Source organism: Bacillus sp. FSL K6-3176 (assembly GCF_038003325.1).
GTDB classification, from domain to species: Bacteria; Bacillota; Bacilli; order Bacillales; family Bacillaceae; genus Bacillus; species Bacillus altitudinis.
In genome coordinates, this window is record NZ_JBBOOX010000001.1 from 1,316,695 (window position 1) to 1,331,033 (window position 14,339).

16 protein-coding genes and 1 riboswitch are annotated in these 14,339 nt (G+C 39.5%); of the genes, 12 read left to right on the forward strand and 4 right to left on the reverse strand.

Annotated elements, in window-relative coordinates:
* Positions 1-235: 235 nt before the first annotated feature.
* The 4 genes from MHB38_RS06845 (at position 236) to MHB38_RS06860 (ending at position 4,084) form a co-directional block, all read left to right on the forward strand.
* A complete protein-coding gene (locus tag MHB38_RS06845) occupies positions 236-850 on the forward strand; it encodes a DedA family protein (RefSeq protein ID WP_116306779.1) in 615 nt (204 codons plus the stop codon).
* 78 nt (positions 851-928) lie between these two features.
* Positions 929-1,099, forward strand: a riboswitch (yybP-ykoY riboswitch).
* A gap of 32 nt (positions 1,100-1,131) precedes the next feature.
* Positions 1,132-1,923 (forward strand): TerC family protein, encoded by a 792-nt coding sequence (locus MHB38_RS06850; protein WP_017359112.1) that lies wholly within the window; start codon positions 1,132-1,134, stop codon positions 1,921-1,923.
* A gap of 215 nt (positions 1,924-2,138) precedes the next feature.
* Complete coding sequence (sigI, locus tag MHB38_RS06855) at positions 2,139-2,894, forward strand: RNA polymerase sigma factor SigI (protein WP_008346139.1); 756 nt, start codon at positions 2,139-2,141, stop codon at positions 2,892-2,894.
* Complete coding sequence (locus MHB38_RS06860; RefSeq protein ID WP_341002966.1) at positions 2,891-4,084, forward strand: anti-sigma factor domain-containing protein; 1,194 nt, start codon at positions 2,891-2,893, stop codon at positions 4,082-4,084. Before sigI ends, MHB38_RS06860 begins: the two co-directional genes overlap by 4 nt.
* Before the next feature lie 39 nt (positions 4,085-4,123).
* Here the strand turns inward: MHB38_RS06860 and MHB38_RS06865 are convergent, their stop codons facing one another.
* Both MHB38_RS06865 and MHB38_RS06870 read right to left on the reverse strand, forming a co-directional pair.
* A complete protein-coding gene (locus tag MHB38_RS06865; RefSeq protein WP_017367112.1) occupies positions 4,124-4,318 on the reverse strand; it encodes an alpha/beta-type small acid-soluble spore protein in 195 nt (64 codons plus the stop codon).
* A 124-nt stretch (positions 4,319-4,442) separates the two neighbouring features.
* Positions 4,443-5,159, reverse strand: coding sequence for a DUF1836 domain-containing protein (locus MHB38_RS06870; RefSeq protein ID WP_236810407.1), 717 nt, complete (start codon positions 5,157-5,159; stop codon positions 4,443-4,445).
* Between the two features lie 278 nt (positions 5,160-5,437).
* Between MHB38_RS06870 and htpX the strand changes: the two genes are divergently transcribed.
* From htpX to MHB38_RS06895, 5 genes are all read left to right on the forward strand, one after another.
* On the forward strand, positions 5,438-6,337 hold the full coding sequence (htpX, locus tag MHB38_RS06875) for a protease HtpX (protein ID WP_008346130.1): 900 nt from the start codon (positions 5,438-5,440) through the stop codon (positions 6,335-6,337).
* Between the two features lie 143 nt (positions 6,338-6,480).
* Positions 6,481-7,827: a TrkH family potassium uptake protein gene (locus MHB38_RS06880; protein WP_007498761.1), complete on the forward strand. Its 1,347-nt coding sequence runs from the start codon at positions 6,481-6,483 to the stop codon at positions 7,825-7,827.
* 301 nt (positions 7,828-8,128) lie between these two features.
* The gene (locus MHB38_RS06885) at positions 8,129-8,656 is read left to right on the forward strand and encodes a DUF421 domain-containing protein (RefSeq protein WP_019743078.1); all 528 of its coding nucleotides are present in this window, start codon (positions 8,129-8,131) and stop codon (positions 8,654-8,656) included.
* Positions 8,653-8,817 (forward strand): hypothetical protein, encoded by a 165-nt coding sequence (locus tag MHB38_RS06890; protein WP_008346124.1) that lies wholly within the window; start codon positions 8,653-8,655, stop codon positions 8,815-8,817. Before MHB38_RS06885 ends, MHB38_RS06890 begins: the two co-directional genes overlap by 4 nt.
* Positions 8,810-8,992: a hypothetical protein gene (locus tag MHB38_RS06895; protein ID WP_050827210.1), complete on the forward strand. Its 183-nt coding sequence runs from the start codon at positions 8,810-8,812 to the stop codon at positions 8,990-8,992. Before MHB38_RS06890 ends, MHB38_RS06895 begins: the two co-directional genes overlap by 8 nt.
* A gap of 35 nt (positions 8,993-9,027) precedes the next feature.
* On the opposite strand, the gene MHB38_RS06900 is transcribed toward MHB38_RS06895, so the two are convergent.
* Complete coding sequence (locus MHB38_RS06900; RefSeq protein WP_081114181.1) at positions 9,028-10,047, reverse strand: acyltransferase family protein; 1,020 nt, start codon at positions 10,045-10,047, stop codon at positions 9,028-9,030.
* Positions 10,048-10,340: 293 nt separating this feature from the next.
* On the opposite strand from MHB38_RS06900, the gene MHB38_RS06905 reads away from it, so the two are divergent.
* The 3 genes from MHB38_RS06905 (at position 10,341) to MHB38_RS06915 (ending at position 13,253) form a co-directional block, all read left to right on the forward strand.
* On the forward strand, positions 10,341-12,536 hold the full coding sequence (locus MHB38_RS06905; protein ID WP_019743075.1) for a PAS domain-containing sensor histidine kinase: 2,196 nt from the start codon (positions 10,341-10,343) through the stop codon (positions 12,534-12,536).
* 1 nt (position 12,537) lies between these two features.
* Positions 12,538-13,029 carry a methylated-DNA--[protein]-cysteine S-methyltransferase gene (locus MHB38_RS06910; RefSeq protein ID WP_008346117.1) on the forward strand — a complete coding sequence of 164 codons (492 nt, stop codon included), beginning with the start codon at positions 12,538-12,540 and terminating at the stop codon, positions 13,027-13,029.
* An 89-nt stretch (positions 13,030-13,118) separates the two neighbouring features.
* Positions 13,119-13,253, forward strand: coding sequence for a hypothetical protein (locus MHB38_RS06915; RefSeq protein WP_017359454.1), 135 nt, complete (start codon positions 13,119-13,121; stop codon positions 13,251-13,253).
* 24 nt (positions 13,254-13,277) lie between these two features.
* On the opposite strand, the gene mtnA is transcribed toward MHB38_RS06915, so the two are convergent.
* The gene (mtnA, locus tag MHB38_RS06920; protein WP_216099285.1) at positions 13,278-14,339 is read right to left on the reverse strand and encodes an S-methyl-5-thioribose-1-phosphate isomerase; all 1,062 of its coding nucleotides are present in this window, start codon (positions 14,337-14,339) and stop codon (positions 13,278-13,280) included.

Sequence of the window (14,339 nt, forward strand, 5' to 3'; positions counted from 1 at the left end):
CTGTATCTAAAAACAGACATATACTTAATATATCGGATCAAGTGGCGCCTGTGTTCACTTTTCCTTTACTTAAAAAGGGCATTTAGCATTTTTTTTGAACATTTTTTATAGTAAAATCAAATTTAATGTAAAAAAACGAAGAAAAGTGAATCGTTTTTGGTTTTTTATTCGTTTAATAGGTGGCACGGTACGATTTGCAAGCATAGCCTGTCAAACTGATTATGTGTGAAAGGGATTGATAAACATCGAAGATTTTATTATTTCATTAGCTGATGCCTTTAAGAATTTGTCGTACTTCGGCATCTTTCTTGCATTATGCATTGAATTTGTTCCTGCTGAAGTGGTGTTGCCTCTTGCAGGTTACTGGGTTTCAAAAGGGGACATGGCCTTCATTGGTGTTGTGGCTGCCGGTTCTATTGGCGGTGTTGCAGGCCCCTTGACCTTGTACTGGTTAGGGCGTTATGGAGGGAGACCCTTTTTAAATAAATATGGGAAATATTTCTTTGTGAAACCTGAGTCACTTGATAAATCGGATGCCTTTTTTGAAAAACATGGCGGATTTGTTGCGTTTAGTGGCCGGTTTATTCCAGGGATCAGAACCCTTATTTCCATTCCGTGCGGGATTGCGAAGATGAATGTGTGGGTTTTTTGCCTGTATACGTTTTTGGCGATTACGCCAATTACATTTGTATATGTGTACCTAGGATTTGTCCTTGGGGAGAACTGGCAAGAGGTTGGAACCATTTTAGAACCATATGTATTGCCGATTGGAATTGGTATGCTCTTATTGTTTGTTCTCTACGTGTGGCTGAAACGAAGAAAAAGAAAAACAGAAACACCAACGGCTTAATCAATGGGTGGAGATAAAAAGTCACCTGTTGACAATCAGGGGTCTGTTGATTATGATATAAGTAATCTAAATATTCTTAATCCCACCAAAGGGGAGTAGCGTCCGGTTTTTACCGGAAACAAAGTCGTCATTACATGGAACCTCATTCCATCGGCTTTGTTGGCATGATTTACATATCACATGTCTAGCAAGACCTTTGCCATTACAGGCAAAGGTCTTTTTTGCATTCATAAGCCTTTGTCTGTTGTGGGACAATAGATAAAAAATAAGGAGGAATGATGATGGATGCAGCAATTATTTTAGAGTACGGGTGGGTTCTTCTCGTATTGATTGGGTTAGAAGGGATTTTAGCAGCTGATAATGCGCTGGTTATGGCTGTGATGGTCAAACACCTTCCTGAAAAACAAAGAAAAAAGGCATTGTTTTACGGACTTGCGGGAGCATTTGTCATGCGATTTGGTTCTCTTTTTCTTATTTCGTTTTTAGTAGATGTGTGGCAAGTTCAAGCCATTGGCGCAATTTATCTTCTATATATTTCGATTCACCATATTTTAAAATCGCACGTATTTAAGAAAAAGGAAGCAGACACAAACATGAAACAAAGCGGCTTTTGGGCAACCGTCGTGAAAGTTGAGCTTGCTGACATTGCATTTGCAGTAGATTCTATTTTAGCAGCTGTTGCATTAGCTGTGACTCTGCCAGCAACAAACCTTCCACAAATTGGCGGGCTTGATGGCGGTCAATTTATTGTCATTCTATTGGGCGGTATCATTGGTCTAGTGATCATGAGGTTTGCGGCGACTGTATTTGTGAAACTGCTTAAAACGAGACCAAGCCTAGAAACAGCGGCATTTGTCATTGTCGGATGGGTTGGCGTGAAGCTGACGCTCTATACACTTTCTCATCCAGCCATTGGGGTCGTGTCCTCTCATTTCATTCATTCAACATTATGGAAAATCATTTTCTGGACGGTCCTTCTCGCAATTGCAGCATTTGGTTGGTTTTTATCAAGTCCATCAAGAAAAGGCAGCCAGCAAAGCGAGGAAAAACAAGAGATGCGGCTGGAAGAGTAGGTTTTTTGAAAGAAATATCATTTCATTTTCATAACACGTATATTACAAAAAAGGGGGGGATACCCCCTTATTTCTTTGCTTTTAAACGAAACGTTGTAAAGTAGATAGAGAAATACATGTCACAATTGAGTAACAGGAAATGAATTCCTCATTTCTTCCTTTGCGCTTCCCTCATAAATTAGCTATCATAAATGAGTAATATAGGGAGAACTGAGGTGAAACCATTGCTTAGCCTTTTGTTTAAAAAGGGAAAGAAAAAGCAAACATTAGAGCAGTCGGCAATCAACATCCAACAGGGTGATACCGAGCTGCAAAATGCATTAATCGAGCAATACAAACCATTTGTCGCTAAGACGGTTTCATCCGTTTGTAAACGATATATAGATGAAAAAGATGATGAATTTAGCGTAGGCTTAATTGCCTTTAATGAAGCGATAGAAAAATACTCTGCCGAAAAAGGCAACTCACTCCTTGCATTTGCGGAGTTAATTATTAAAAGAAAAGTAATCGACTATATTCGAAAAGAAGCAAGAAACGCGCCAACGGTTCAAATGGACCTTCAAGAAAGTGAGAATGGCGAGTACTCGCAAAGCATGATTGAAGCAGAGCTTTCTGCAAATGAATATAGGCGTTTAATTGAACAAGAACATAGAAGAGAAGAGATTGAACATTTTAAAGAACGATTGAAAGTATATGGTCTTACGTTTCAAGAACTGCTTGAGCATTCACCAAAGCATGCGGATGCGAGACAAAATGCCATTAAAGTGGCCCATACACTCGTGAAGCACGATGAACTGAGAACCATTTTATTTCAGAAAAAACAATTGCCAGTCAAACAGCTGGAAAAGCTAGTGGAAGTCAGCCGCAAAACGATTGAGAGAAATAGAAAATATATTATTGCGATGGCGATCATTATGACAGGTGATTATGTGTATTTGAAAGATTACCTTAAAGGGGTGCTTAATTCATGAGAAGAGGCATTATAGTAGAGAAAAACAAAAAATATGTCACACTGCTGACCCCTGATGGACAATTTCTGCGGACAAAGTATGAACAGCAAGACTATGAAATCGGTCAAGAAGTGACGTTTCCGAATGAATCACGTCTCGAAAGAAAAAGAGCCGGTTTTTTTGACCTGCTTCGTTTACGTCCGTTAAATGCAGGAATTCTATCAATTGCAGCAATTATTGTCGTGATTTTCACTATGATGCCATCTTTCTCAAGTCAAAAAGCATATGCATATATGACGATTGACATTAACCCAAGCTTTGAGCTGAAACTCGATCACAATTATCAAGTGATCGGTGTCACTCCGCTGAATAAAGATGCGAAGCAAGTACTGGCCAGTATGAAAGATTTAGAAAAAAACGACATGACCAAAGTCGTGCAGGAAATCATCGATGATTGTGATAAAAAGGGATACGTGAACGACTCTAAAAGCATTTATATTTCAACTGTTTATGAAAACAAGCAGGATCATACATACAAAACAAACGTAAAAAGTAAAATCAGCACCATCTCGGGGGAATATCAAAAGCGCAATTATAAGCTGGAAACTGTGGAAGGTGACCTGGAAACAAGAGAAAAGGCACAAAAAGCAGGCATTTCAACAGGAACTTATATTAGAAATCAAGAAATGCAAGACCACGAACAAGAGGACGTTAAAAAAGAAGATGAAGATCCAGCAGATGACGAGGCTGTCAAAGAAGAAGAGCCGAAAAATGCTGATGAAGATCAAAAAGACGAAGACAAAAAAGAAGACATCAAGACAGACGATAGCGATGAGATGCAGCCTGATAAAGAAGCTCCTGAAGGCGAAGACAAAGAGCAGAAGGAAGTTGAGAGGGAAGAGCAAGGAGCTGTTCAAAAGCCTCACCAAACAAGCCCTAATCATGAAAATAAAGAGAAAAAGGGAAAAGAAGAAAAGGACCGCCCTTTTGAAAAAGACAAAGAGCAAAAAAAAAATCACTCGACTGATCCTGATGAAAAAAGACATCCAAATGGCACATCACGTGGTGATGCTGAAAAGCATGTAAAAAAAAACGACAGTGGTCAGAATCGTCCGTACGTCGAACGTAACAGAAATGACGTCAAACAAAAAGGGAAAAATACACCGCCTTCATACCGTGAAAACCGGGATGAGCCTACATATGAACAGTAAAAAAACGCCAGAATAGATCCGGCGTATTTCACCATGTCTTTATTTAGTTGAATGGCCCATTTGAGATTGCGCCTGCTGTACGAGTCTTTTTGTCATCTCGCCGCCAACAGAACCGTTTGAACGTGCGACTGTATCTGAACCGAGAGTCACGCCAAATTCTTGAGCGATCTCGTATTTAAATTGATCTAATGCTTGTTCTACTCCAGGAACAAGAAGTTGATTTCGATTTGCCATCACAGATTCCTCCTTTCACCTCATGTTTGTTGCGCCTTCTTATTTTGAAAAAAACAGCCTGCAATTATGCTGGCAATTGCTGCACAAAAAAGCCGAGGTGATGAAGGTCACCTCGGGCTCTGTTTTAAGCCTTTTTCAGCTGAAGCGTATTAAACATCATTTCTTGCGCTGTGCTTTGCAAGTGAGAAGTGAAAACGGAGAAAACGGTAGAACTGATAATGCCTTTAATCAAATGCCATTGCGGCTTCGTCAATTCTGTAAACTCTTCGTGGAGCTTGTCCGTCTGCTCTTCTGTCATTTCTCGTAAATTCGTTTCCTTTAATGGAAAATGTGTATGGTGATAAATAAAATCAAGGACGTGCGCATATGCTTCATAAAAACGGATGGGGCTGATAATATCATCCGTTCGATCTGTGATCGTATTAAATAAGGCAGATAAGATCATACGAATAGAATCAAAATCAAATACTGATTTTAAATCCCGGACAATTAATAAAATAACGACCTGATCAATGGAGTACTTCTTGCCAAGCTCTGGATGGCCGATCATATCTTTAATATCGCGCTTGATCCAGTTTTGAATGGCTGTCGATTTAAGAGAAGTCAGCTCACACAAGTTGCCAAGCTCAACGATTTCGTTCGTTGAAAGCCCGTGCTCTGATTTTTGCTTCCGCCGTTCGAGTTTTTCAAAAAACGAAGGGATTTTTAATTCATCATATTCATGTTCCTTATCGCTTTTTACAGATAAATTCAAAAGCTGAAGCGGAGTCAGATCTCCCTCGCCTTTTAGAGAATACAGAAGTCTCGTCATGTCAATTCTCGTTAATTTAAAAGTCACCATGTTCCACCTCATTTGTACGTCAAAAACGTGATTATTGATCTAATTCAACATCATAATCTCTTTTTAATGAAAATGCAAAATAAACTAAAATAGGACCGCTGCGTCACAATTTGTTCACTTTTTAGCGGATGCAAGTAGCGTAATCATTGAAATGACGAGGTTTGAGCCAGTATGATAAACATAGAAAACGATTCCTTTTTCCTTGCAATTTGAGACGTTTATTTTTATAATTTTATTAATAAGTTCAAATGAACTTAATATGACAGCGGAGGTTATGTATGGGTAAAAGAATATTTCTGTTTATATTAACGAACATTCTTGTTATCACTACGATTGGTATTGTCCTATCGGTTATTAGTGCAGCAACTGGTGTTGGTTCTTATATAGGAGCAGACGGAAGACTTAATATCCTTTATCTTCTTGTATTCAGTGCAGTTGTTGGTTTTGTAGGCTCGTTTATGTCACTAGCGATGTCTCGCTGGATGGCAAAAATGATGATGGGTGTGCGTGTGTTAAATCCAGAAAAGGATTCTTTAACATATGATGAGCAGCAGCTTGTTGACCGCGTTCACAGACTATCAAGAGCAGCAGGACTTTCTAAAATGCCTGAGGTCGGTATTTACCAATCATCTGAAGTAAATGCTTTTGCGACAGGTCCTTCTAAGAGAAGATCGCTTGTTGCCGTATCAACTGGATTGCTTCATGAAATGGATGATGCAGCAGTTGAAGGGGTTATCGCTCACGAAGTCGCTCACGTAGCGAACGGTGACATGGTCACAATGACGTTACTTCAAGGAATCGTCAACACGTTTGTTGTCTTCCTTTCAAGAATTGCGGCATGGATCGCAAGCCGTTTCGTTCCACGAGAAGAGCTTGTGCCGATTGTTCACTTTATCGCTGTGATCGTCTTCCAAATTATTTTCTCTATCTTAGGAAGCCTTGTCGTATTTGCTTACTCTAGACATCGTGAATTCCATGCAGACCGCGGCGGTGCGGACCTTGCAGGAAAAGATAAAATGATTCATGCGCTTCGTTCACTAGAGGCGTATACATCAAGAATTAAAGATGATGATCAAGCAGCTGTTGCTACACTGAAAATCAGTGGTAAAAGAAAAGCTTCTCTTTTCTCAACACACCCTGATTTAAACGAAAGAATTAGAAGACTAGAAGCAAAATAAGAAAGATCAAAAGACATTCTGCGTAAGGATGTCTTTTTCTTTTTGATGAAAAAGTAAATAAAGCACAAAATACCTTTAAAATCTTCTTTCTTTTCATTAAAATGATATAGTATTCGAAAAGAAAGATAAAAGAAGGAATAACCATGAATCCAATGAAAAAACTAATCGACCGGCTGTCGGCTTTTCAGCTGATTGCCCTTTATTATTTTCTTGCTGTGACCGTGTCGTTCATTCTACTCAGCCTGCCAGTGGCTCACCAAGAAGGAGTCAAATGGACATTTATTGATGCGCTGTTTACAGCTGTGAGTGCTGTCAGTGTCACGGGTCTGACTGTTGTCGATACGTCACAAACATTTAGTGTGACCGGGATGTGGATCCTTGCATTTGTTTTGCAAATCGGGGGTATCGGCATTATGACACTTGGTACATTCGTCTGGCTGGTTATGCGAAAAAGGATCGGCATTAAAGAAAGAAAATTAATTATGGCAGACCAAAACCAGAGCAACTTATCAGGAATTGTAAAACTCATGAAGCAGGTCTTATATTTAATCTTACTGATTGAGTTTGTAGGCGGTCTGATTTTAAGTATGTATTTTCTAAAGTATTACGATGTGCAAGGTGCTTTTTTACACGGATTTTTCTCTAGTATCAGTGCCACAACCAATGGAGGATTTGATATTACTGGAAATTCGTTAATTCCTTATAAAGATGACTATTTCGTCCAATTTATTACGATGCTTCTCATCATTTTTGGCGCTATTGGCTTTCCGGTACTTGTCGAAGTAAAGGATTATTTATTCAATCAAGACCGAAAACATGCATCGTTTTCATTGTTTACGAAAATTACAACAATCACGTTTGGCCTGCTTGTTGTCGTTGGGGCAATTGGGATTTATGCACTTGAAGCCCGGTTTACTTTTCTAGGGAAGAGCTGGCATGAAATCTTGTTTTATTCTTTGTTTCAATCAACAGCTACCAGAAGTGGCGGGCTTTCGACATTAGATATTACGCAATTGACAGAGCCGACACTGTTATTTTTATGTTTGCTGATGTTTATCGGGGCATCTCCAAGCTCGGTAGGGGGCGGAATTCGGACAACCACGTTTGCCCTTAATTTACTTGCTTTGTTTCATTTTGCGAGAGGAAATAAGTCCATTAAAATCTTTAAAAGAGAGCTTCATCAAGCGGACATTAATAAATCCCTCATGGTGACGATGATGGCCTTTATTTTAGTGTTTGGTGCTACGTTTCTGTTAACTTTATCAGACCATCATACACTTCTTGAAACTTTATTTGAAGTTTGTTCTGCCTTCGGAACAACGGGACTGTCGCTCGGAATTACGTCTGACTTGTCCGTATTTGGTAAGTGTATTATTATGGTCGTCATGTTTATAGGACGGATTGGAATTCCAAGCTTCTTGTATTTAATTGGCCGCCGGGAAAGTGAAGCGAATTATCATTATCCGAAAGAGCGTGTGATCATCGGCTAACCAGCATTCCTACTGAATGCTGGTTTCAGCGTGTAGACAAACCCTCGCATTCGTTGTCAAATCTGTGCTCCGGTGCTCACGAATGTCAAATTCGCTCCGCTCCGCCGGTGCTCGACTTTTCTAGACTGCAAAGGTTTTCTATCACGCTGAAAAGAAGAAGAGCTAAAATAAAGATCATTTTAACTCTTTATCAACAATCAGACCAGCATTCCTACTGAATGCTGGGTTTTTTTATTTCCATTATATAACTGGCTAAATCACAAAGGATGTTCGCAATCTATAGGTAAGAGGTGAAAGAGACGTGCTGGATGTGTTATGGAAAGCAATTGTAATGCTGCTCGTTGGTACTTTGCTGCTGAGAATAGCAGGGCCTAAATCCATTAGTCAATTAACGGTTCAACAGACAGTCATCATGATTTCGATTGGATCGATTATTATCCAACCCTTTATTGAGCATAATTTACTTGAAACCATTTATGCGGCCGCCATTTTTATTGTGGCGCTTGTGATTATGGAAAAGCTGTCGATTCAATTTGATTTTTTTGAAAAATTGGTTTCAGGGAAGTCTGTGGTGATTTTAGAGGATGGAGAAATGCTTGATCACAAGCTGAAAAAAACGCGGCTGACAAGGGACCAATTCAAAATGCGCTTAAAGCAGCAGGGCATCACAGACATCAGCAGTCTCAAAAAAGCAACGCTAGAAGCGAATGGGCAAATTGGATATGAGTTAAAGCCTGAAGAAAAACCAGTGACAGTCAAACAAATGAAAGAGCTGTTTGATCAATTGAGCGAAGAACTAAACATGTTAAAAAGGAATGATGACAGATGAAAAGAAAAACAGCAAAAAATGAAGCACTCACGAATAATATGACGCCTACAGAAAGCATGGCACACGATCAAGGACAAACACAATTTGACGAGCAATCAGAAGACCGTCAGGCGAACCGAAATTCTCATCAAGGTAAACAGGGGGGAGCATCTCGTGACTAAAAAACATGTGAAAAGTAAAGATATGAAAGACCATAAAAAACCGATGAACCCTGATATCTTGGAAGAGGAATTTGGCAGCGAGCTGGGAGATATAAACAGCAGTAAATGGATTGATACCTTAATGAATCCTAAAAAAAACGATGAATGTCATACTGAACAGAAAAACAAAAAATAAATAGAAAAAAAAACGATCCAGAGAGATCGTTTTTTCTATTTAATATAACTGTTTTGTCTGCCAGTAATGGTTCGCATCAGACTGGTCATTTTGAGCTCGATGACTGGTTGTGCAACAGTTTTAACAAATGTACTAGATAGGGTAAAGGTTAAGAGGACCGTAAGTAGCAATAGAATCAATACACTTGCCGTATTTAGAGCCCAATCATCAAACCAAGTCGTTCTTAAAAGCTTAATCACAAAGCCATGAAGTAAATAGACATAAAGCGTTCTTGTGCCCCATTTGGTAAAGAAGAACCGGCGGGTTGGGACTAATGCAAAGAAACTAAAGGTAGCAGCAAATGCAAGTAAATACCATGCCATTCGTTTCATCGCTGCAATGAGTCCTTCATCTCCAAGAGAAGCGTAAGACTGTGACCCAAATAAAAAGGAATAATCGAATTCATAAAAATAGCAAAACATGAACACGGCCAACAGTACAAGAAGTGCAGTCAGTTTCCCTTTGCTTGTTCGGATAAATTCAAAGTGCTGCTTTTTTAAATAAAAGCCAGCTAAAAACATCGGCAAAAAGACAAACGTACGAGATAGGCTGAGCGTATCGCTAATGCTGTCCACGTAACCGACAAGTAACGCCATCGATAAACTGACAATCATTGCCCAGTGGAATGGCAGTTTTGAAAAAGGAATGAGTAGTAAGTTCCAAAAGAATAAACTGATTAAAAACCATAAAGACCATTGCGGATCAATCGGATTTAAGTTAGAGATGCTTTGATCCTGTAAGAAATAATAATACACAGAATAGATGACCTGAAAAATCAAATATGGGATGATCAGCTTAACTGCGACTTTTTTCATAAAACCTGGTTTTCTAAAACCTTTGGCAAAGAAGCCAGACACCAATATAAAAGCGGGCATATGGAATGTATAAATAAATTTATATAAGTAGAGTATCCAGTCATTATCATGTATGAATGACCGTAACAAATGACCAAAAACAACTAGAAAAATCAGAAGAAATTTTGCATTATCAAAATAACTGTCTCTCGTTGACGTCATAACATCACCTTTCCTGCTTCTTTTCGAACATAAACGTTCTAAGTGCACTGTTCCCTCATTTGCCCCATTTTAAAATACAAATTGGCTCATTTCGCTATTTGATGTGAAATTGTAGAGCGGTTGTAAAAGAAGCGTAAGAAAAGAGAATCGTTATACAATCGTGTCATCCAAATGAAACAAATGAAGCAAGCCTCGTGTAAAAAGTTCTCTTTTTTTATGAGTCGAATGAAGGAACAATGAAAATCTTGTAGAAATATTGTAGAGGAATGAGGCTGGAAAAGGAGTGTAAGAGAATGACTGAAACGCTCGATGGTGCGAAAAATATCAGAAAATTAGAAAAAGAAAACGAATATTTGCGAAATGAATTGATTCAGCACAAAATGCTGTTAAATAAGACGTTAGATGCCATTTTTATATTTGATCAGCACCTCAACATTATCCAAGCCAATGAAGCGACATGCAGGCTTGTACAAACACCGAAAGAAGACCTCCTCAATAAATCCGTTCTAGATTTCCTATACGGCATCCCGAAAAACAAAATTGACTGCTCACTTGAGATTTTTTTTCGAAAAGGAACTTTAAAAAGAGAGATCTCTATTCAACTAGAAAATGGAGAGACAAAATATATTGAATTTGCAGCAGAGCACGACGTGGTGAATCAACAATATATTGTCGTCATGCGTGATATTTCTTCAAAGAAAATATTAGAGCGAGAACGTTCGATGAATGAGCAGCTGTTTAAAGATTTATTTGATCGAGCGATTGACGGTATGGTCATTTTTGATCAGGATGGTTGTATGATTGACGCCAATCACTCTTTTTGCCAGAGCTTTGAACTTCAAAAAACAGATTTAACAGACCGCTACTTAAATGAATTTGTTGAAGAAGAAAACCTTCCAGCGCTCCAGCAGCTCTTAACTTCATTGAAAGAAACAGGGAAAGCAAAGGGAGAACTTCCTGTTACCCTTCAATCTGGGCAGCACAAATTATTCGAACTGACCATCACATCCAATGTGATGAGTGGTTTTTACATGTCCATCATGCGTGATATTACAGAAAAAAGATTAATGGAAGAAAAGCTGCTAAAAAGTGAAGAACGTTTTAGAGAAATATTCGAAAATGCGATGGATGCCATCATCATTTGGGCGGATGATGGAGAAATTGTCAGGGCAAATGAATCCGCCTGCCGAATTTTCGAATTACCGATGCATCAGCTGATTGGCAAGAAACTCATGGATTTTCTAGTCAAATCTGATCGCAGATACCGGCCGACAAGAAGACGGTATATCAGGAATCTTGAAATCAGAGAAGAACTCCTCTTTAGAATGGCGAATGGCCAATTCAAAGAGCTTGAGTTCACCTCTAAGCATGCGGTATTAGAAGGACAGCACTTAACCATTTTACGGAATGTCAGTGACAGAAAGCGAATGGAAGAGGAGCTTCGAGAAAGTGAGCTCAAATTCCGTAAAGTATTTAATGGCTCTATGGATGGCATTGTTCTTTTCGATAATCAATACCGGATTATTGATGTGAATCCTTCCGCAAGTGAACTGCTTGGCCTCAAAGATGATCACTTAACGGAAATGAACCTTTTTCATATCCTTGCGCCATATCAAATTGAAAATTTGGCGCAGCCAGCTCAGGCGATGTCATTAGATGAGATGGACAATGAAGTTCCATTTGTGCTGAACCATCCAGATCAACGTATTTTGGAGTTTTCTTTTAAACGAAATATTATTCATAACATGAATTTGGCCATCTTTAGAGATGTGACTGAGCGCAAGGAATTAGAGGAGCGGGTAAGAAAATCGGATACGCTTCATGTTGTCGGAGAGCTTGCCGCTGGAATTGCCCATGAAATTAGAAATCCAATGACGGCTTTAAAAGGCTTCATTCAGCTGCTCAAAGGAAACATTGAAGGGGAGTATTCGCTCTATTTTAATGTCATCACATCAGAGCTAAAAAGAATCGAATCCATCATTACAGAATTCCTGATTTTAGCAAAACCGCAGGCCATCATCTATGAAGAAAAAAATGTCGTGCAAATTGTCAAAGACACAATGGATCTTCTTCACGCACAGGCCAATCTTGGCAATGTGCAAATGCACTTAAATGTGCTGGATGATATTCCGCTCATCTACTGTGAACAAAATCAATTGAAGCAAGTCTTTATTAACATTTTAAAAAATGCGATTGAAGTAATGCCTCAGAAAGGAAATGTTTACGTGAGCATTCAAAGGAAGGGGGAGGAGCACATTGTGATTTCTCTTCGTGATGAAGGCTGCGGCATGACAGAGGATAAACTAAAGCGTCTCGGAGAACCATTTTATACAACAAAAGAAAGAGGCACTGGACTTGGGTTAATGGTTAGTTATAAAATTATTGAAGAGCATCAAGGAACCATTGAAGTAGAGAGTGAAGAAGGGGTCGGAACAGTGTTCCATCTCACGCTTCCACTCCGGCAGCAGAAACAAGAAGGGGAGCTTTAATGTGTATTATACAGTCTATACCGCACCAATCGGGGCATTATACATACTAGAGAAAGATGGTGCCATCATTGAAGTGAAGTTTGATGATGAATCGTTTTTGGTCAAAAAACAGAGAGACCGTTTTAAACAAGAAGAAACGCCTGTATTAAAAGAAGCGAAAAAACAGCTGGATGAATATTTTAAGGGCGATCGGAAAGTGTTCGATCTCCCGCTTAAGCAAGCAGGCTCTCCGTTTCAAGAGCAAGTGTGGGAGGCACTTTCTACTATTCCGTATGGTGAATCAAAAAGCTATGCTGATATTGCAGAAGCGATCGGCAATCCAAAGGCTGTCAGAGCCATTGGACAAGCTAATAGACGCAATGCATTGCCTATTTTTATCCCGTGTCACCGGGTCATTGGAAAAGACAGGACTCTGACTGGTTATGCAGGGACGAAGACAGGGATGAAAGCGATCCTGTTAGAATTAGAAGGCATCCCATTTGTTCAAAAATAAATGAATTGACCTGTTCCAAATGTTTAGCGAGCGACATATCCTTTTATTAAGCTAAAAAAGTTGGTCTAGGGAAAAAGGAGGCTGCTAACATGTTATGGGGCAAAAAAGATAAAATGTACGCCGTCACATCACTATGTGTCAAAATGAACGTATTGACAGAAGAGCAGAAAAAAGAAATATTAGCAAAAACGAACGAAACAAAAAAGCGCGGTGCTCTTAAATGATAAGAACCCCGCGCTTTTGTTTGATTAAAGTGACACGCTTTCGGTGAATAGTGCATCAATCTCTTCTGTATAGTTGGAAGTGATAATGCCTTTTTCTGTAATGATTCCGGAAATGAGGTGATGAGGAGTGACATCAAAGGCAGGGTTAAATACCTGCACGTCAGGAGGCGCAATTTGGATGCCGTTTAATTCCTTTACTTCCTGCGGGTCGCGTTCTTCAATCGGAATATCTGACCCATCCTGAGTTGACACATCAAAGGTCGAAAGAGGCGCTGCCACAAAAAATGGAATTTGAAAGTGTTTAGCTAAAATAGCCAGACTTAACGTTCCAATTTTATTTGCTGTATCACCGTTTCTAGCGATTCGATCTGCACCAACAATAACGGCAGAAATTTGTTTTTCTTTCATCGTATGGGCTGCCATATTATCCGTGATAAGCGTCACATCTACGCCGCCCTGCATTAATTCCCATGTCGTCAGACGAGCGCCTTGAAGGACAGGACGTGTTTCACATGCGTAAATGTGAAGATCGAGGTTTTTCTTTTTCGCTAAATAAAAGGGTGCAAGCGCTGTTCCGTACCGGCTTGTGGCAATGGAGCCTGCGTTGCAAATGGTCATAATTCGATCACCAGATTTAAAGAGCTGAAGAGCATTTTGACCGATTTGCCGGCATGTTTCTTCATCTTCGATTTGAATTTGAATGGCTTCATGGACAAGATCAGTTTTGGCTGCATTCACCGAAGCAGCACGCTGAGTGCGCTGATAAAGCCGGTCTAATGCCCAGGCAAGGTTCACAGCGGTTGGACGAGCACTGTTTAAATATTCTTTCAGGCGAGCGACTTCTCGCTTAAAGATATCAATGTCTTCTGTATCAATCTCTTGTGCACTGAGTGCAAGCCCAAAAGCCGCTGTAATGCCAATAGCAGGTGCTCCGCGCACTTTTAGCGTCACAATGGCATCATACACATCTTCTTTTGTATATAAATGCTCAAACACGGTTTCAGCGGGTAATTTTTGCTGATTCAAAATGTTGATACGGTTTTCTTCCCATTCGACGGAACGGGGAACTTCAAATTCTTTAGACAA

Bases quoted from the DNA above. Each gene is read 5' to 3' on its own strand.
- htpX (WP_008346130.1), top strand. From the start codon at position 5,438: ATGGGTAAAAGAATATTTCTGTTTATATTAACGAACATTCTTGTTATC.
- MHB38_RS06880 (WP_007498761.1), top strand. From the start codon at position 6,481: ATGAATCCAATGAAAAAACTAATCGACCGGCTGTCGGCTTTTCAGCTG.
- MHB38_RS06890 (WP_008346124.1), top strand. From the start codon at position 8,653: ATGAAAAGAAAAACAGCAAAAAATGAAGCACTCACGAATAATATGACG.
- MHB38_RS06850 (WP_017359112.1), top strand. From the start codon at position 1,132: ATGGATGCAGCAATTATTTTAGAGTACGGGTGGGTTCTTCTCGTATTG.
- MHB38_RS06865 (WP_017367112.1), bottom strand. From the start codon at position 4,318: ATGGCAAATCGAAATCAACTTCTTGTTCCTGGAGTAGAACAAGCATTA.
- MHB38_RS06860 (WP_341002966.1), top strand. From the start codon at position 2,891: ATGAGAAGAGGCATTATAGTAGAGAAAAACAAAAAATATGTCACACTG.
- MHB38_RS06870 (WP_236810407.1), bottom strand. From the start codon at position 5,159: ATGGTGACTTTTAAATTAACGAGAATTGACATGACGAGACTTCTGTAT.
- MHB38_RS06905 (WP_019743075.1), top strand. From the start codon at position 10,341: ATGACTGAAACGCTCGATGGTGCGAAAAATATCAGAAAATTAGAAAAA.
- MHB38_RS06915 (WP_017359454.1), top strand. From the start codon at position 13,119: ATGTTATGGGGCAAAAAAGATAAAATGTACGCCGTCACATCACTATGT.
- MHB38_RS06900 (WP_081114181.1), bottom strand. From the start codon at position 10,047: ATGACGTCAACGAGAGACAGTTATTTTGATAATGCAAAATTTCTTCTG.